Annotated in this window: 14 protein-coding genes; 8 read left to right on the forward strand and 6 right to left on the reverse strand. The window is 68.1% G+C overall.

All coding sequences use genetic code 11. From position 1 onward, the window contains the following. Positions 1-7 precede the first annotated feature (7 nt). The 3 genes from GOQ09_RS06990 to GOQ09_RS07000 are packed head-to-tail and all read left to right on the forward strand — an operon-like array spanning position 8 to position 3110. A complete protein-coding gene (locus GOQ09_RS06990; RefSeq protein ID WP_157612779.1) occupies positions 8-1108 on the forward strand; it encodes a sensor histidine kinase in 1101 nt (366 codons plus the stop codon). After that, on the forward strand, positions 1105-1851 hold the full coding sequence (locus tag GOQ09_RS06995) for a LytR/AlgR family response regulator transcription factor (protein WP_157612780.1): 747 nt from the start codon (positions 1105-1107) through the stop codon (positions 1849-1851). The genes GOQ09_RS06990 and GOQ09_RS06995 overlap by 4 nt, the downstream gene beginning before the upstream one ends. Further along, positions 1848-3110, forward strand: coding sequence for an AI-2E family transporter (locus tag GOQ09_RS07000; protein WP_157612781.1), 1263 nt, complete (start codon positions 1848-1850; stop codon positions 3108-3110). The genes GOQ09_RS06995 and GOQ09_RS07000 overlap by 4 nt, the downstream gene beginning before the upstream one ends. 23 nt (positions 3111-3133) lie before the next feature. On the opposite strand, the gene GOQ09_RS07005 is transcribed toward GOQ09_RS07000, so the two are convergent. After that, entirely contained in the window at positions 3134-4390 is a 1257-nt protein-coding gene (locus GOQ09_RS07005; protein ID WP_157612782.1) for an MFS transporter, read from the reverse strand. Then, on the reverse strand, positions 4377-4901 hold the full coding sequence (locus tag GOQ09_RS07010) for a GNAT family N-acetyltransferase (protein WP_157612783.1): 525 nt from the start codon (positions 4899-4901) through the stop codon (positions 4377-4379). Before GOQ09_RS07010 ends, GOQ09_RS07005 begins: the two co-directional genes overlap by 14 nt. A 49-nt stretch (positions 4902-4950) precedes the next feature. Here GOQ09_RS07010 and GOQ09_RS07015 point away from each other — a divergent pair, with 49 nt between their 5' ends. Beyond that, complete coding sequence (locus tag GOQ09_RS07015) at positions 4951-5916, forward strand: LysR family transcriptional regulator (RefSeq protein ID WP_157612784.1); 966 nt, start codon at positions 4951-4953, stop codon at positions 5914-5916. Here GOQ09_RS07015 and GOQ09_RS07020 read toward each other — a convergent pair. The 3 genes from GOQ09_RS07020 to ppc all read right to left on the reverse strand — a co-directional run bounded on the left by GOQ09_RS07020 (position 5888) and on the right by ppc (position 10712). Next, the gene (locus tag GOQ09_RS07020) at positions 5888-7135 is read right to left on the reverse strand and encodes an MFS transporter (RefSeq protein WP_157612785.1); all 1248 of its coding nucleotides are present in this window, start codon (positions 7133-7135) and stop codon (positions 5888-5890) included. The genes GOQ09_RS07015 and GOQ09_RS07020 overlap by 29 nt on opposite strands. A 157-nt stretch (positions 7136-7292) precedes the next feature. Continuing rightward, a complete protein-coding gene (locus GOQ09_RS07025; protein ID WP_157612786.1) occupies positions 7293-7835 on the reverse strand; it encodes a hypothetical protein in 543 nt (180 codons plus the stop codon). Between the two features lie 30 nt (positions 7836-7865). After that, positions 7866-10712, reverse strand: coding sequence for a phosphoenolpyruvate carboxylase (gene ppc, locus GOQ09_RS07030; protein WP_157612787.1), 2847 nt, complete (start codon positions 10710-10712; stop codon positions 7866-7868). A gap of 81 nt (positions 10713-10793) precedes the next feature. Here ppc and hemC point away from each other — a divergent pair, with 81 nt between their 5' ends. From hemC to GOQ09_RS07050, 4 genes are read left to right on the forward strand one after another with little or no spacing between them, the layout of a single operon-like run. Continuing rightward, positions 10794-11720: a hydroxymethylbilane synthase gene (hemC, locus tag GOQ09_RS07035; RefSeq protein ID WP_157612788.1), complete on the forward strand. Its 927-nt coding sequence runs from the start codon at positions 10794-10796 to the stop codon at positions 11718-11720. A gap of 17 nt (positions 11721-11737) precedes the next feature. Further along, positions 11738-12511 carry a uroporphyrinogen-III synthase gene (locus tag GOQ09_RS07040; protein WP_157612789.1) on the forward strand — a complete coding sequence of 258 codons (774 nt, stop codon included), beginning with the start codon at positions 11738-11740 and terminating at the stop codon, positions 12509-12511. Next, positions 12508-13599, forward strand: coding sequence for a uroporphyrinogen-III C-methyltransferase (locus GOQ09_RS07045; protein WP_157612790.1), 1092 nt, complete (start codon positions 12508-12510; stop codon positions 13597-13599). Before GOQ09_RS07040 ends, GOQ09_RS07045 begins: the two co-directional genes overlap by 4 nt. A 1-nt stretch (position 13600) precedes the next feature. Next, positions 13601-14884 carry a heme biosynthesis protein HemY gene (locus tag GOQ09_RS07050; protein ID WP_157612791.1) on the forward strand — a complete coding sequence of 428 codons (1284 nt, stop codon included), beginning with the start codon at positions 13601-13603 and terminating at the stop codon, positions 14882-14884. Between the two features lie 126 nt (positions 14885-15010). Here the strand turns inward: GOQ09_RS07050 and GOQ09_RS07055 are convergent, their stop codons facing one another. Then, entirely contained in the window at positions 15011-18217 is a 3207-nt protein-coding gene (locus GOQ09_RS07055) for an Rne/Rng family ribonuclease (RefSeq protein ID WP_157612792.1), read from the reverse strand. Positions 18218-18356: the final 139 nt, after the last annotated feature.

Here is an 18356-nt window from a genome sequence, read left to right on the forward strand (position 1 = left end):
GGCAATAATGGGTTGGTTACCCAATGTATCTGTGATGCGCAACCCGGCGATTTTATCGGCCACCTCCAACCCCACGCCTCCGGCCTCGCCGGAAAGAGGGCGTTTGCCTGCGCGCGGCGGTTCCGGGCTGTTCGACGCCTGCCAGATCGGCGTGGTCCTGCGCACGGTTCTCTTCGTGGAGGCGCTGGTGGCGACCGCCACGCTTTTCGTGTCGTCCTCCCCGGGCGAATGGCTGGTGCAGACGGCCACCGTCACTGGCGGCGCGCTGCCAGCGACCTTGCTCTGGCTGGTGGCCGCCTGCGCGCTCAAGAAGCCGCTCGGGCGCCTGCCGCGGCAGGCGCAGTACGCGGCGGGCGCAGTGCTGGGCGCCGTTTCGGCGCTTTACGGCTGCGGTCTCTTGCGGCTGACAGGTGTGCTGGGCACGGCGCCGTGGCTTGCCAGCGCCGTGGCGGGCGCCTTCATTGCCGGCATGGTCATGGCCGCCATGGTGCTGCGCGCGCGCGGCCAGACGCCCGCCGCCATGACCGCCCGGCTGGAGGAACTGCAGTCGCGCATCCGTCCGCACTTTCTGTTCAACACCCTCAACAGCGCCATTGCGCTGGTGCGCGAAGAGCCTGCCAAGGCCGAAACCATGCTGGAAGACCTGGCCGAGCTATTTCGCCAGGCGCTGGCCGACCCCGGCGAATCGGGCACGCTGGCCGACGAAATCGCGCTGGCCGAGCGCTACCTCGCCATCGAGCAGGTGCGCTTCGGCGACCGCCTGCGCATCCGCTGGGACCTCGATGCCGCGGCCAGCAGCGCACGGCTGCCGCCGCTGCTGCTGCAGCCGCTGGTCGAGAACGCCATCAAGCACGGCGTGGAGCCCAGCCCCGAAGGCGCCAGGCTGCGCATCCGCACCGAGCGCCGGGGCGACGTGGTGGTGATCGAGGTGGTCAACAGCCTGCCGCCCCTGCGATGGGCCGACGAGCCCTTGCCGCGCGGCCACGGCATTGCATTGGCCAACGTGCGCGACCGGCTGCGGCTGCTGCACGACATGCAGATGCAGTTCAGCGCCGGCATGGACCAGAAGAACTATCGCGTACGCATTGCCATTCCCGCCGAATCATGACCCTCAAGACCTTGATCGTCGACGACGAAACCCTGGCGCGCTCCAGGCTGCGCACCCTGCTGCGCGACTGCCGAGCGCCCGCGGCCGAAGTGGTGGCCGAGGCGGCCCAGGGCGCCGAGGCGCAGCAATACCTGGCGAGCATGGCGCTCGACCTGGTGCTGCTCGACGTCCACATGCCCGGGGTCGACGGCATCGAGGTGGCGCGCATGCTGCGCGAGCAGGCGAACGCGCCGGCCGTGGTGTTCGTGACCGCCCACGCGGCGCATGCGGTCACGGCCTTCGACCTCGATGCGGTCGACTACCTGACCAAGCCGGTGCGGGCCGAACGCCTGCAGCAGGCGCTGCAGAAGGCCGAGCGTTTTCTGAAGGAGCGGCGGGCGCTGCAGGCCAACGCCGTGCAGGAGAGCGTGCTCATTCAAGACCGGGGCCGCGCCGAGCGGGTGCCGCTCTCGGAGGTGCTCTACCTGAAGTCGGAGTACAAGTACCTCACGGTGCGCACCGCCACCCGCAGCCACATCCTGGACGGTTCGCTGAACGAATTCGAAGAGCGGTACCCGGGGCGCTTTCTGCGGGTGCACCGCAATGCGCTGGTCGCGCGCACCGCCATCCGCGCGCTGGAGAAATACGATGACGGGGAAGACGCCGAAGGCTGGGCCTTGCGTCTAGACGCGATTCCCGAACCCGTCGCGGTTTCGCGGCGGCAACTGGCTGCAGTGCGCGAAGTGCTGAAGGAAGCCCGATGACCGACGACAAGAACACCGCCGACGAGACAACGGCAGCAGGACAGCCTCCGCCGGAGGCTGCCGAAACTCCGCCCGAATTGCCCCCCGAACCCGCGGCGCCGCCCGCGCCGCAAGCCGCCGCCGCCGCCGAGCCCGAACCGGAGCCCGAACCCCCGCGCATGCTGCTGCACATGCCGGTCGATGTGCGCAGCGCTTCGCTGGTGGTGCTTGCGGTGCTGGCCGGCGTCTTCGCGTTGCGATGGGCTGCGGCGGTGTTCATTCCGCTGATGGTGAGCTTGCTGCTGAGCTACGCACTGTCGCCGCTGGTCGACCGGCTGGAGCGCTGGAACGTGCCGCGCTGGATCGGCGCGACGGTGATCCTGCTGGGCCTGACCGGGGGACTGGGCTGGACGGGCCATTCGCTCTCAGGCAGCGCCTCGGAGTTGCTCGATTCGTTGCCGGTTGCGGCGCAAAAGCTGCGGCAGGCTACGCGCAGCAACAAGAGCGCCAGCGCCACGCCGCTCGACAGCGTGCAGCAGGCTGCCGCGCAGCTAGAACGCGCGGCCGAGGAAAACTCCGCCCGCGTCGCGGCCCGCAAGGGCGTGGCGCGGGTCGTCATCGAGCGGCCGGCCTTCAACGTGCGCGAGTACCTTTGGAGCGGCACCGTCGGGCTGCTGGCCGCGGCAGGGCAGTTCACGCTGGTGGTCTTTCTGACCTTCTTCGCGCTGTGCTCGGGCAACACGTTCCGGCGCAAGCTGATCAAGATCACCGGCCCCAGTCTCGAAAAGAAAAAGATCACCGTGCACGTGCTGGACGACATCACGCGCAACATCGAGCGCTACCTGCTGGTGCAGATACTCACCAGCGTGCTGGTCGGCGTTGCCACGGGGCTCGCGTTCTGGGGCCTGGGGCTCGAGAACGCGGCCGTGTGGGGCATTGTTGCGGCGGTGACCAACCTCATTCCGTACATCGGTTCCGTCATCGTCATGGCTGCGGCGGGGCTGGTTGCCTTCTTGCAGTTCAACACCATTGAAATGGGACTGCTCGTGGCTGGTACGTCGCTGCTCATCCACACCCTGGTGGGCAACCTGCTGCTGCCGTGGCTCACCAGCCGCACTAGCCGCATGAACCCCGTGGCGGTGTTCGTCGGCGTGATCTTCTGGGGCTGGCTCTGGGGCGTGTGGGGGCTGCTGCTGGGCATTCCCATCACCATGGTCGTCAAGTCGATCTGCGACCGGGTGGAAGACCTGCAGCCGATCGGGGAACTACTGGGAGACTAGGCAGCCGGCTCCACAAGAGGGCTTCACCTGGATGGGACGCGGGCCTGGTTCAGCCTTGAGAAGCGCACGATCATCCACGGCCCCAGCAGCGCACCGAGCCCGACGGAGCTCCATGCCGCGACCCAGCCGTAGGTGCTGCCGAAGCCGAAGTGCGACTGTCCCCAGTCCAGCGCCAGGCCGAACACCCAGGGGCTCAAGGCACCCGCGCCGAAGCCCATCACCGAGCGTACCGAGTACGCCACGCCCAAGCGGTGCGGCGCCACCACGTCGGCCAGCGCGGTCGAATAGACCGACGAATCCGCGATGGCAAGCAGGTTGTAGATGGCGGCCATCGCGGCCAGCAGCCACAGCGGCCAGGCCCACATCCAGCCGAAGCTGAACGACATGCACAGGCTGGCCACCGTGGCGACCATCATGATTCGCGCACGGCCGAACCGGTCGGACGCGGAGCCGCCCGCGATGCTGCCGAACACGCTCACCAGGTGCGCAAGCGCTGCCAGTGCAATGCCCGCGCCTTGCCACGGCGTACTGCCGCCCGCGGAAGCGACGAGGTAGGCGGGCAGCCACGCCCACAGCGCCATCAGCTCCCAGCAATGGAATGCATAGGCCCAGTTGCCGGCCATCGCGGGCTTGTCGCGCACCGTTTCGCGCAGTGCATGCCAAGCGCCTTCGCGCGGCGTGCCGGCACTGGCGGGCGGCGCGGGCGGGCGCATGCGCCGCAGTGCGGGCAGCGTCAGCAACGCACCCGCGAAGGTGCAGCCCGCCGCCACGAACAGCCCGAGCCGCCAGTGCTGCACATGGCTCAACACCGCCACCATCGCGAGCGACAAGGCATAGCCCATCGACGCCGCGCCGAGAAACAGCCCCATCGCGCGGCCGCGCACGGCGGGATCGGTGTTGCGCGCCAGGAGCTGCAGGCCGGGCGTGTACGAGGCGCCCGCGCACAACCCCGTCAGGCCGTAGAGCAGCATGGCCGAACGATGGTCGTGTGCGAAGACCGCGAAAGCCGCTGCAGCGAATGCACTGATGATGCTGCCGACAAGGAACACGCGATGCGGGCCGAAGCGATCGGCCAGCAGGCCCACCGCGAACAGCGAGCTCATGTAGCCGATGTGCCAGGCGCTCTGGATAGAACCGGCCTGCGCGGCCGTCATGTGCCAGTCGGCCATCATGAAGGGCAGCACGCCGGAGTAGGCTGTAACGATCATCGCCTGCAGCAGCCGGCTCGCGCACAGCAGCGCCAGCCATCCGCGTGCGGGCGCCGGCTCAGCGCAGTGCACGTTGCATGAGCACGGTGTCGACCCACTGCCCAAACTTGAAGCCCACGTTGCGCAGCACGCCCACCGTGTCGAAGCCAAGGCTTTCGTGCAGGCGCTGAGATCCGGCATTGGCGCTGTTGCCGACCACCGCGACCATCTGCGTGAAGCCGCCGTCGGTGCAGCGCCCGATCACCGCCTGAAGCAGCGCCTTGCCGATGCCGTGGCCCTGCATGCCTTGCGCGATGTAGACCGAATCCTCCACCGTGTGGCGGTACGCGGACCGGCTGCGGTAGGGGCTTGCATAGGCATAGCCTGCCGCTTCGCCGTCCTTCATTGCCACAAGGTAGGGCAGGCCGCGCGCAAGCACGTCGGCGCGCCGCGCCTGCATCTGCTGGACGGTGGGAACCTCTTCCTCGAAGGAGCACAGGTCGTGCAGCACGTAGTGGCTGTAGATGGCCTGCACCGCGGGCATGTGGTGCGGTTCGGCGTCGACGATCTCGAAGGAGGTGGAGGCGAGAGTCTGTGAGGGCATGCCCCGGATCTTGACGGCCTTTACTGGATAAGTGAAGCTTGGCTAACCTATGCAAAGCATAAGGAATACTTTGGAAAAGACATTGAACCTCGACCAGCTGAAGTCCTTCGGGCTGGTCATTGAAACCGGCAGCTTCTCCGCCGCAGCCGACAGGCTCGGCCTCACGCAGCCCGCGGTAAGCCTGCAGATCCGTCAGCTGGAGCGCAAGCTGGCCGTGCGCCTGGTGGAGCGTGTGGGCCGGCAGGCCAAGGCCACGCCCGCCGGTGCGGCACTGCTGCTGCACGCCCAGCACATCGAGACCGCGGTGGAGAACGCCATCGACGCCTTGGCGGACCACACCAGCGGCGTGACCGGCCGTGTTCGGCTGGGCGCCGGCGCAACGGCCTGCCTTTATTTCCTGCCGGGCTTGCTGCGCGGCTTGCGGGAGCAGTTTCCGGCCCTTGGCATCGTGGTGAGCACCGGCAATACCGACGACCAGGTCCGCAAGGTGGAAGAAAACAGCATCGACCTCGCACTGGTCACGCTGCCGGCGGCGGGCCGTTCGCTGAGCGTGCTGCCGGTGCTGGACGACGAGTTCGTTGCCATCGGCCGCGGCGATCTCGCTCCGCTGAAAGCCCGCGTGGGGCCAGCCGACCTGGCCGCGCTCCCGCTGGTGCTGTTCGAGCCCGCGGCCAACACGCGCAAGCTGGTCGACCGGTGGTTTGCCGCCGAAGGCCTGCAGCCGCAGCCAGTGATGGAGCTGGGCAGTGTCGAGGCCATGAAGGAGATGGTGGCCGCGGGGCTGGGCTACGGCATCGTGCCGCGCATGGCCATGGCGGGCCGCGGCGCCCACCCCGGGTTGAAGACAAGCCGACTGAACCCCGGCATGCACCGCACGCTGGCCATCGTGATACGGCGCGACAAGCCGGTCAGCAAGGCGCTGCGCGTGGTGCTCGATGCGATTCTTGCGGCGGGCAAGACGGGGAGTTCGGCCGTTACTCCGGCCGTTACTCCGGTGAAAAGGCCGAAGACGTAGCCCGCGCCGCGCCGCCGCGTGCGCGGCCCAGCGTGCCGACGATGAGCGCGGCAACCAGCACCAGCGCGCCGCTGAGCACCATGGCGCTCGAGATGCCGTAGTTGTCGACCGTCACGCCGCCGATCAGCGCACCCGAGGCAATGGCCACCTGGAAGCCGCTCACCAGCAGTGCCTGTCCGGCTTCGGGTGCATCAGGCACCGCTTCCATCATCCAGCCCGTGAGCGCCACCGGAATCAGGCCGAAGGCCACGCCCCAGATAAAGACCACCACCGCGCCGGCCACGAAGCCGCTGCCGATCACCGTCGAGAGCAGCAGCGCGGTCGCAAGCATCAGTGCCGCGAGCAGGGTGGTGCCGCGCACGCTGCGCGCCACCAGGCTGCCGCCGAGGAAGGTGCCGATGAAGCCCACGGCGCCGTACACCAGCAGCAGCGTGGAGACCGAGTGCGGCGCCAGGCCGAACACCTGCTGCAGCAGCGGCTTCAGGTAGGTGTAGGCCGCGAAGTGGCCGGCGATGAAGAACAGCACGGCAAGCAGGCCGACCTGCGCCATGCGGCGCGTCAACGGTGTGAGCAGGTCGCGTGCGCCGATGGCGCGCACTGGCGGTATTGCAGGCAACAGCCACAGCTGCACCAGCAGCACGACCGCGGCAAGCGCGCCCGTCACCGCGAACGAGGCGCGCCAGCCGAACAGCGTGCCAAGCAAGGAGCCCGCGGGCACGCCGAGCACCGTGGCCGCGGATACGCCAGCCAGCACCAGCGACATGGCCCGCGCCTTCGAGGCTTGCGGTACCAACTGGGTGGCGGCGGCCGGTGCAAAGGTCCAGAAGCCGCCCACGCACAGGCCCAGCATGAGTCGCGCGACCAGCATGGTGGCGAAGTTGGGCGCAAAGGCCGCCAGCAGGTTTGATGCGATCAGCAGCGTGGTGAGCGCAATCAGCACCGTGCGCCGGTCCAGGCGCCCCGAAGCGACGATGAGCCCGGGCCCTGCGAACGCAGCGAGAACGCCGGGCATGGTGATCATCAGGCCGGCCGTGCCGTCGGACACATTGAGCCCGCGGGCGATGTCGGTCAGGAGGCCGATGGGCATGAACTCGGTCGAAACCATTGCGAAGGTGCCGACGGCAATCGAGCTGACGGCCAGCCAGGCGGAGCGGGTCGTCTTGACCGGCTCGGGCGACAGATCGTCGATGCAGGGGTTGCTGCTGGGTGAATTCATCATGGGAAAGGTCCTGGAGTCGCACCGGCCAAAAAGGCGCGCGCCGATGCGTTGTTTGCGAAAGGCCGTCCAGTGTCGAAGCGGACGGGCTCCTCACAAAGGGCCTTGCCAGCAGTAGTCAGTTTCCCGGTGGCGAACAATCGCGCGTTGCAGCGCCGCGTCAGATGACAGCAGGGCGATGCTGCAGCACCCGGCCGTCGGCGATGAAAGAGTCGCCGACCAGTACACGAAAGACCGCACCGTCGGGAAACCGCGCGCTTGCCACGCCTGGCGTCAGCAGCTCGACGTCGAGCGCATGCGGCTTTCCGCGTTCGAGCTGCGCCCCGTGCGGCACGAGCCAGCGCGCGGAAAAACCTTCGTTGCCGATCACCAGCGCGCAGCGGTATTCGCCGGCGGGCAACGGCACGTCGTGCGAAGGCAGTGCCGGCGGGCGCAGCGTCAGCTCGACCGAAAGATGCGGCGTGAAGGTGCGCGCCGCATCGAAGGTCGCGGGCTGCGCGGGTGGTGCACGCCGCGGCAGCTTGCCGATGAGCCACGCGATGACGTTGCCGATGATCGGCACCCACAGCACCATCAGCAGCGTGCCGACGTCGCGCGTGGTCGAGCCGGGTGTTGCGTAGTGCCGCACGACCGCGCCGCCGACGGCCACGCACAGCAGGACGGCGACGATCAGCTTGCGCCGGGACTGTATGGTGCTGCTCATGCCGGAGCGGTTGCCTGTGGGTTCATCGCATCAGCCCGTGTTGCGCAAGCCGGCTGCCACGCCGTTGATTGAAATGTGGATGCCCCGCTGCAGCCGCTCGCCGCCTTCGCCCGCGCGATAGCGCCGCATCAGCTCGACCTGCAGGTGATGCAGCGGATCGATGTACGGAAAGCGGTGGCGCACCGAGCGCTGCATCTCGGCGTTGCCTTCGAGGCGCTGCTTGGCGCCGGTGATCAGCGTGAGCGCGTCGGAGGTGCGATGCCATTCGGTGTCGATCATCGAGAACACCTTCTGGCGCAGCTTGCGGTCGCCTACCAGTTCGGCATAACGCGAGGCCAATGCGAGATCGCTCTTGGCAAGCACCATGTCCATGTTGGAGAGCAGGGTGCGAAAGAACGGCCATTGCGCATACATGCGGCGCAGCAGCGCCACGCGCTCCTTGCGCGCGGCCGGGGTGCCGGCCGACGCCAGGAACTGCTCCACGCCCGAGCCGAAGCCGAACCAGCCCGGTATGGTGAGCCGGCACTGGCCCCAGCTGAAGCTCCATGGCACGGCGCGCAGGTCGTCGATCTTGTGGCTCGGGTTGCGCGATGCGGGGCGCGAGCCGATGTTGAGCTCGGCAATTTCACGGATGGGCGTGGAGCCGAAGAAATAGTCGCCAAAGCCCGGGGTTTCGTAGACCAGCTTGCGGTACGCCGCCATGCTCGCGGTCGACAGCTCTGCGGCCGCTGAAAGAAAGGTGGCGGGTGCCGACTTGCCTTGCGGCAGCAGCGTGGCTTCGAGCGTGGCGGCCACCAGCGTTTCGAGGTTGCGCCGGCCGATCTCGCGGTTGGCGTATTTCGAGCCGATGACTTCGCCCTGTTCGGTGAGCCGGATCTGGCCGCGCACCGTGCCCGGCGGCTGCGCGAGGATGGCCTGGTAGCTCGGGCCGCCGCCGCGTCCCACCGTGCCGCCGCGGCCATGGAACATGCGCAGGCGGATGGGATTGTTCTTCTTTTTCTTGTTGAGCTCGTCGAACAGCGACACCAGCGCAATGCCCGCGCGGTAGAGCTCCCAGTTGCTGGTGAAGATGCCGCCGTCCTTGTTGCTGTCGCTGTAGCCGAGCATCACGTCCTGTTCGGCGCCCGAGCGCTCTATCAGCTCGGCAATACCGGGCAGGGCGTAGAAGGCTCGCACGATGGGCGCGGCGTTGCGCAGGTCTTCGATGGTTTCGAACAGCGGCACCACGATCAGGTCGCAGGTTGCGTTGCTGCCCATTGCACCACGCAGCAGGCCCACTTCCTTTTGCAGCAGCAAGGCCTCGAGCAGGTCGCTCACCGTTTCGGTGTGGCTGATGATGTAGTGGCGGATGGCCGCCGCGCCGTAGCGTGCGCGCGCGTTGCGCGCTGCCGCGAAGATCGCAAGCTCGCTTTGCGCGAGCGGCGAATACTCGGCATCGGGCACGCGCAGCGGACGTGCGTCGTCGAGCAGCTTGAGCAGCAACTGCTGCTTGGCTTCCTCGGCGAGCGAGGCATACGAGGGCTCGATGCGCGCGGTGGCCAGCAGTTCGGCGATCACGGCTTCGTGCTTGTCGGAACTCTGGCGCAGGTCGACCGTCGCCAGGTGAAAACCGAACACCTCCACCGCCCGGATCAACGGCCGCAGGCGCGGCGCGGCCAGCACGCTGCCGTGCTTTTCGTTGAGCGACTCTTCCACGGTGCGAAGGTCGGCCAGGAATTCTTCGGCCGCGGTATAGGGGTTTTGCGGCGGCACGGCGTGGCGCGCGGCTTCACCGCCGGTCAGGTCGCGCAGCGTGGCCGCAAGGCGCGCATACACGCCGGTGAGTGCGCGGCGGTAGGGCTCGTCCTTGCGGTGCTCGCTGGTGTCCGGCGAGCGCTCGGCCAGCGCCTGCATCTCAACGGACACATCCACCAGCGTGGCCGAGAGCGAGAGCTCTCCGCCGAGGTAGTGCACCTCGGTCAGGTAGTGACGCAATGCCAGCTCGGCTTGCCGGCGCAATGCGTACTCGAGCGTTTCGGCCGTGACGTTCGGGTTGCCGTCGCGGTCGCCGCCGATCCATTGGCCCATGCGCAGGAAGGGCGCCACGGAGGGCACCACGCCGTTCTGGCCCAGAGTTTTTTCGAGGTCGGCATAGACGCGCGGAATCTCGCGCAGGAAGGTGGCTTCGTAATAGCTCAGCGCGTTTTCGATTTCGTCGGCCACCGTGAGCTTGGAGAAGCGCAACAGGCGCGTCTGCCAGATCTGCGTGACGCGGATGCGCATCTGCGTTTCGTTCTCCGCAAATTCGAGCGGCGTGAGCGCGTCCTTGCCACCTGCGTAGGCGCTCTGGCGAAGCTTGATTTCGTCGCGCGTGGTGAGCAGCTGCGCAATGGCGCGCTCTGCGTCGAGGATGCTCTTGCGCTGCACTTCAGTGGGGTGTGCGGTAAGCACTGGCGACACGTAGCTGTGTGCAAGAGAGGCCACCACCTCGTCGGGCTTGACGCCGGCCTTGCGGATGCGTGCAAGAGCGGTCTGCAGGTCGCCGTCGGCGCTCTCGCCGGCACGCTCGGCCTCTGTGCGGCGGCGAATCAGGTGCCGGTCTTCCGCCAGGTTGGCCAAGTGGCTGAAGTAGGTGAAGGCGCGAATCACGCGCACCGTTTCGGCCGCGCTCAGGCCCTTGAGCAGGTTCTTGAGTGCGCGGTCGGCCGCATGGTCCGCGTCGCGGCGAAAAGCCACCGAGAGCGTGCGAATCTTCTCGACCAGCGCGTAACTCTCTTCGCCCTCCTGCTCGCGGATGACGTCGCCGAGGATGCGGCCCAACAGCCGGATGTCGTCGATCAGTGGCTGGTCTTCGGCTTGCCGGCGCTTCGCGGGCGCAGGAGTCTTGCTGGCTTTCATTCGATGTTTTTCCTGGACTAGAAAGGAGACGTCGCCTGCGTTGCTGCGGCGCAACATGCTAGCATTCCGGCGGTCTGAAACATGTACTTTTTGGGAGCGATCTTGAGCAACATCGTGATCGCCACGCGCGAAAGCCGGCTGGCCCTGTGGCAAGCCGAACACGTGCAAGCGCTGCTGCAAGAAAGAGGCCACACGGTCAGCCTGCTGGGAATGACCACGCGGGGCGACCAGATCCTCGACAAGTCGCTCAGCAAGGTGGGCGGCAAGGGCCTCTTCGTGAAAGAACTCGAACTCGCCCTGGAAGAAGGCCGCGCCGACATCGCGGTGCATTCGCTCAAGGACGTGCCGATGGATTTGCCCGAGGGCTTTGTCCTGGCCTGCGTGCTCGAGCGCGAAGACCCGCGCGACGCGCTGGTGTCGCCGCGGTATGCCTCGCTGGAAGAACTGCCGCAGGGCGCGGTGGTCGGTACCTCGAGCCTTCGTCGCGTGGTGCTGCTGCGCGCCATGAGGCCCGACCTGCGCATCGAGCCGCTGCGGGGGAATCTCGACACCCGGCTGCGCAAGCTCGACGAAGGCCAGTACGACGCCATCGTGCTCGCGGCGGCCGGGCTCAAGCGGCTCGGCCTCGAATCGCGCATCCGCGTCGCGTTCGATCCCGACACCATGCTGCCGGCGGCAGGACAGGGCGCGCTCGGCATCGAGGTGCGGGCCGACCGCGCCGACCTGATTGCATTGCTCGCGCCGCTGTCGTACCGCAGCGACTGGCTGGCCACTGCCGCCGAGCGCGCGGTGAGCCGATCGATGGGTGGCAGCTGCTCTATGCCGCTGGCGGCGCACGCACGCTGGCAGACCGACGGCACGCTGCGCATCGATGCCGCCTGGGGCGACCCTGAAGGAAATGCCGCGCTGGTGCGGATTCACGCCCAGGCCGAAGCAGCCGATTTCGCGCAGGCAGGCGCGCTCGGCGAACGGGCCGCGGATCTGCTGCGCGATGCAGGCGCGCACTGAGCGCAGACCAGAGACAAATGGCCGCCAAGCCTGTCATTGTCACGCGGCCGGCCCGCGAGGCCGCGCAGTGGGTGGACGACTTTCGCGCCGCGGGCCTGGCTGCGGCGGCGTTGCCGCTGATCGTGATCGAACCGGCAACCGACGTGGAACCCCTGCGGGCCGCCTGGCGGCGAATTTCGGACTTCGCCGCCCTGATGTTCGTGAGCGCGGCCGCAGTCGAGCACTTCTTTTTCCATGCCGAGAAGAATGCAGTGGCGGCGGGGCCGCGCTTCTGGGCCACCGGCCCCGGCACTGCGCGTGCCCTTCGGCGCGCCGGCGTGCCCGACGAAGCCATCGACGCACCGCCGCCCGATGCAGCGAGCTTCGACTCCGAAGCCCTGTGGGAACGGGTGAAAGGCCAGGTTTCGGCGGGCGTGCGGGTGCTGATCGTGCGCGGCGGCGACGCGGCGGGCAACCCCAAAGGGCGCGACTGGCTCGCCAACGAAATTGATGCCGCGCATGGATTGCGCGACACGGTGGTCGCCTACCGTCGCCTGCCGCCCTCCCTTGGCGACGAGGAGCGCGCGCTCGCACTCGACGGTGCACAAGGGCGTGCAATCTGGCTGTTTAGCAGCTCGGAGGCGATCGCCAATTTGCGGCTGGCAATGCCCTCGACCGACTGGCAGGCCGCCGGCGCGGTGGCCACTCACGCACGCATTGGCGAAGCCGCGCGCGCTGCGGGTTTCGGCACGGTGTGCGTGTGCAGCCCCCAGCGTGAGGCGTTGATCGCGTCGATAGAATCCTTCTCATGAGTGCCGCGTCTCCGTCCGACGACTTCTCCCCCCCAACTGCCGCCGCGCCGGTGCCCGCAACGCTCGCGGCGCCGCAGTCGCCAGAGGCGCTGGCGGCCGCCGCAACAACGCTCTCCCGCATCGGCTTTGGCCTGCTGGCCATCGTGTCGCTCGCGGCCCTGGCCATTGCGATCGCGCTTTGGCAGAAGGTGAGCGGCATGCAAGAGCAGCTCGCGCGCCAGAGCGCGGATGCGCAGGCCCAATCGCTCGAGGCGCGCACGCTCGCGCGGCAGGCAATGGACACTGTGCGCGACACCGCCGCACGCGCCGCCCTCACCGAAACCCGTGTGGCCGAAGTTGCGCTGCAGCGCTCGCAACTCGAAGAACTCATGCAAAGCCTCTCGCGTTCGCGCGACGAGAACCTGGTGGTCGACATCGAATCGGCCGTGCGCCTGGCCTTGCAGCAGGCCCAGGTCACGGGCAGCGTGGAGCCCTTGCTGGCAGCGCTCAAGTCCGGCGACCTGCGCATCGCGCGCGCCGCGCAGCCCAGGCTCGCGCCGCTGCAGCGCGCCATGCAGCGCGACGCCGACCGCCTGCGCAGCAGCGCGAGCGCCGACAGCGGCGAGGCGCTGCAGAAACTGGACGAACTGATGCGCAGCGTGGACGACCTGCCGCCACTCAACGCCGTGGCCACGCGCGGCTCCGGCGTCAATGCCTGGCAGCCAGAGCCCATTCCGGCCGATGCGGCCTGGTGGGAGCGGGCGCTGTTGACCGTGCGTGCCGAACTGCGGTCGCTGGTGCGCGTCGGTCGCATCGAGCGGCCGGAGGCCGTGCTGCTGGCGCCCGACCAGACGTACTTTCTGCGCGAGAACCTCAAGCTCAAGCTGCTCAATGCAAGGCTTTCGCTGCTGTCCCGGCAGGTGGATTCCGCGCGCAGCGAGCTCGCCACGGTGTCCGCATCGCTGAACCGCTATTTCGATCCCGCGTCGCGGCGCACGCAAGCGGCCGCTACGCTGCTGCAGCAGCTCCAGGCACAGGTGAAGACCTCCGAACCTCCGCGCATCGACGACACCTTGGCCGCGCTGGCGACGGCAGCGGCGGGGCGCTGACATGAGAGCAGCCCTCTGGCTTCTGGCGCTGTTCGCCATCGCCGCGGCGGTGGCGCTGTTCGCCGGCAACAACCAGGGCACGATCACCGTGTTCTGGCCGCCGTGGCGCGTGGACCTTTCGCTGAACCTGGTGCTGGTGATCCTGCTGGGCGCCTTCGCGCTGCTGCACCTTGCGCTGCGGGGCTTGGCGGCGCTGTTCTCTCTTCCGACCCAGGCACGCCAGTGGCGGCTGCAGCAGAAGGAACGCACGCTGCATTCGGCTTTGCTCGATGCCATGGTGCAGCTGCTCTCAGGCCGCTTCTCGCGCGCACGCAAGGCCGCACAAGCCGCGCTGGTGCAAGAGAAAACGCTGGCAGCGCTGGGCGCCAACCTGCCGCAAGCGCAGCAGGTCCGCGTGATCTCGCATTTGCTGGCCGCCGAGAGCGCACAGGCATTGCAAGACCGCCCGGCGCGCGATGCCCATCTGCAGCAAGCCCTCAATGAAAGCGTCGATCGGACCGTGCTTGCAAGCCCCGAGACGCGCGAGGGCGTGCAGCTGCGCGCCGCACGCTGGGCGATCGAAGACCACGACCCCGCAGGCGCACTGGCCCGGCTCGAAGAGCTTCCGCAAGGCGTGCAGCGGCGAACGCTTGCGCTGCGCATTCGCCTGAAGGCGGCCCGCCAGGACCGGCGCACTTTGGAAGCGCTGGAAACCGCGCGCCTGCTCGCGAAGCACCGTGCCTTTTCCGACGCGGCGGCGCAGAGCATCGTGCGCGGCCTGGCCACCGAACTGCTGGGCGGCGCGCACGACCCGGCGCAATTGCTCCGCGCCTGGGGCGAGCTCGACGTTGCCGAGCGCGAAATGCCCGAAGTGGCGATTCATGCCGCCCAGCGCATGGTGGCCTTGCGCGGCGACCTGGCGCTGGCGCGCGGCTGGCTGCTGCCGGCCTGGGAGCGCATGGTGTCGCAGCCGCGCGGCCTCAGCGATGCGTTGCGCGTCAGGTTGGCGCGCGCGCTCGAGGCGGGGCTCGATTCGGTGGATGCCGATTGGCTCGCCCGCATCGAGACGGCGCAACGCAACAACCCGAGCGACCCCAATCTGCAATACCTGGCCGGCATGGCCTGCATGAAACGGCAACTGTGGGGCAAAGCCCAGCAGCTGCTCATGCAGGCCGGCATGGGCTTGCAGGACACGGACCTTTATCGCCGTGCATGGCTCGCGCTAGCCGAACTGGCCGAGGCTCGCGGAGACGCGGAGCAGGCCGCTGCAGCGTGGAAGCGCGCGGCCCAGGCGGAGAAGGCCTGAGCATTCGGCTGCGACATTGCTGCGGGTCGTTGTTGCCGGCTGGCATCTCCTCGTTTCTCCATAAAAAAACGGCGCCAATTGGCGCCGTTTTTTATGGGTTCAGGCCCTAAGGCCTGATGAGCGTCTTCAGTTCACGCCTTGCGCGTCGGTCGATGCCTTCTCGAAAGGCAGTGTCATCGCGCTGAGTTCCCGGCGGGTTTCAACCAGCACCAGCGGACCTTCGTCGAGCGTGATTGCAGGGGGGCGTTCGCGCGGCACATGCACCGGCTTCGGCTCGGCCGCAATGGCGGCGCGGGCCTGTGCAATGCGCTCTGCATCGGAGTTGACCCACTGCAGACCCGAGCGCTCGGCGATTTGCGCGAGTTCGTTCAACGGCAGTTCGAAGGGCTGAACCTTCGGCAAGGCACGGCCGTTGGCGGCGGGCTTGCTGCTGCTGCTCTTCTCGACGGCAATCGGTGCCACGACGGGAGCAGGAGCGAAGGTTGCCACCGGTGCAACGGTTTCCACGGGTGCCACCACCGGAGGAGCAATCGGCGCAGGCGCCGTTGTGGGGCGGTCGAAGTAGCTCCGCGGTGCGGCGGGTGCACGCGATTCTTCTTCGGGCACCGCGGCGCGGGCTTCGATCGGCTCGGCCACGGTGCTGTCGGCCGATGCGTCGGCCACATTGGCTTCGCTTTCGTCGCGCGGGCCGCGTTCGCGGCGGTCGCGGCCATAACGGTCGCGCGAACGGCCGCGGCGCTCTTCGCCTTCACGGCGCGGTGCCTGATCGTTGGCATCGGTTTCGCCTTCAGCGCCTGGAGCGACGGCAGTTGCCTCGTCGGCGGGTGCCTGTGCATCGCCGTTGGCGAAACGCGGCTGGCCTTCGCCGCGGCGTTCGCGGCGGCCGTCGTTGCGCTCGCCACGCTGGCCGCGCTCTTCACGGCCGTTGCGCGGTGCGCGCTCGGCTTGCGAATCGTCCTGTGCGGAAGCGGAGTCGCCACTGGAGGCTTCACGCGGTGCGTCGCCGCCGTTGCGCTGTTCGCCGCGGTCGGCGCGTTCACCGCGCTCGCCACGTTCCCGGCGGTCGCCGCGGCCGCGGGGCGCGCGTTCTGCCGTGGCGTTGCCTTCGTTGCCGGCCGTCGCGCCGGGTGCCAATTGCTGCGCCTCGAGGTTGCCGTCGATCAGCTCGGCCGATGCGGGCCGTGCTTCGCGGCCTTCGCCTTCGCGGCGCTCGCCGCGGCCACCACGGCGTTGTTCGCCTTCGCGCGGACCGCGTGCTTCACGGGGTTCGCGTTGTTCGCGGAGCTCGCGCTGTTCACGTTGCTCGCGCGGCAGCGCGGCTTCGTTGCGCAGTTCACCGCTGCGGCCTTCGCGGCCTTCACGTCCTTCACCACGGCGCTCGCCGCCGCGACCGCCGCGGCGTTCGCCATCGCGGCCGCCGGAACGGCCACCGTTTTCGCTGCGGCCTTCGCCGCCGCGGCCACCGCGGCGCTGCTCGCCGTCGCGGGCGCCGCGTGCTTCGCCGTCACGGCCGGAGCGGCCGCCATCACGGCGTGCGGGCTTCGGCGCTTCGACGGGAATCACGGCCGGTGCGGGCGCCGGCGCCGGCGAGCCGCCGAACCAGCTCTTGATGCGGGCGAAGAAGCCCATTTCAGCCGGCGCGGGTGCGCTTGCCACGGGCGGTGCAACCGGCGCCGGGGCAACGGCCGGTGTGCGCACGGCTTCGGGCTTGGGCGGCACCACGGGCGCCGGCGCGTCGGGCAGCACGCCCTTGATGACCGGCGTCTGCTTGTTGGTGGGTTCCTGCGAACGGCGCGTGACGGCCGTCGGGTCTTCGATCTCGTCGGCCATCTTGTAGCTGGCTTCGATGTGGTCGAGGCGCGGATCGTCGTGCTTCAGGCGTTCGAGCTTGTAGTTGGGCGTTTCGAGCGTCTTGTTGGGCACCATCAGCACAGTGACGCGCTGCTTCAGTTCGATCTTGGCGATTTCAGGGCGCTTTTCGTTCAGCAGGAATGACGCCACTTCGACCGGCACCTGAACGTGCACGGCAGCCGTGTTGTCCTTCAGGCACTCTTCCTGGATGACGCGCAGGATTTGCAGCGCGCTCGATTCGGTGTCGCGGATGTGGCCCGAGCCGCCGCAGCGGGGGCAGGGGATCGACGAGCCTTCGCTGAGCGCCGGCTTCAGGCGCTGGCGGCTCATTTCCATCAGGCCGAACTTGCTGATCGAGCCGAACTGCACGCGGGCGCGGTCTTGCCGCAGCGCGTCGCGCAGGCGGCTTTCGACTTCGCGGCGGTTCTTCGACTCGTCCATGTCGATGAAGTCGATGACGATCAGGCCGCCCAGGTCGCGCAGGCGCATCTGGCGGGCCACTTCGTCGGCGGCTTCGAGGTTGGTGCGAGTGGCGGTTTCTTCGATGTCGCCGCCCTTGATGGCGCGCGCCGAGTTCACGTCGACCGAGACCAGCGCCTCGGTGTGGTCGATCACGATGGCGCCGCCCGAGGGCAGCTGCACGGTGCGGGCGTAGGCCGACTCGATCTGGTGCTCGATCTGGAAGCGGCTGAACAGCGCCGCGTCGTCGCGGTAGCGCTTCACGCGGGCGGCATGCTCGGGCATGACATGCGCCATGAACTGCTGCGCCTGGTCGTAGATGTCGTCGGTGTCGATCAGGATGTCGCCGATGTCGTGATTGAAATAGTCACGGATGGCGCGAATGACGAGCGAGGATTCCTGATAGATCAGGAAGGCGCCCTTGCCGCCCTTGGCCGCGCCGTCGATGGCGGTCCAGAGCTTGAGCAGGTAGTTCAGGTCCCACTGGAGTTCGGGCGCAGAGCGGCCGATGCCGGCGGTGCGCGCGATGATGCTCATGCCCTTCGGGTATTCGAGCTGGTCCATCGCCTCCTTGAGTTCGGTGCGGTCGTCGCCCTCGATGCGTCGGCTCACGCCGCCGCCGCGGGGGTTGTTGGGCATCAGCACCACATAGCGGCCGGCCAGCGAGATGAAGGTGGTGAGGGCCGCGCCCTTGTTGCCGCGTTCTTCCTTTTCGACCTGGACGACCAGTTCCTGGCCTTCCTTGATGACGTCCTGGATGCGGGCCTGGTTGGCGGAAACGCCTTCGGCGAAGTATTGCTTGGAGATTTCCTTGAACGGCAGAAAGCCGTGGCGGTCTTCGCCGTAGTCGACGAAACAGGCTTCGAGCGATGGCTCGACCCGCGTGACGACGGCCTTGTAGATGTTGCCCTTGCGCTGTTCGCGCCCTTCGATCTCGATTTCGTAGTCGAGGAGCTTTTGCCCGTCGACGATGGCCAGGCGGCGTTCTTCGGCCTGCGTGGCATTGATCAGCATCCGCTTCATGATGCGTTGTCCTTATATGTATCGTTCTACCGGCCCATGACGGGCCAACGATGCACGGACGACGCCCGCGAAACGAGGGGAATTGCCGCTTGGCCCCGGATGCTGTCACTGCCGCGGCAAGCGCGAGCAGGCCTCTTGA

The sequence above is a fragment of the Variovorax paradoxus genome (assembly GCF_009755665.1).
GTDB classification, from domain to species: domain Bacteria; phylum Pseudomonadota; class Gammaproteobacteria; order Burkholderiales; family Burkholderiaceae_C; genus Variovorax; species Variovorax paradoxus_G.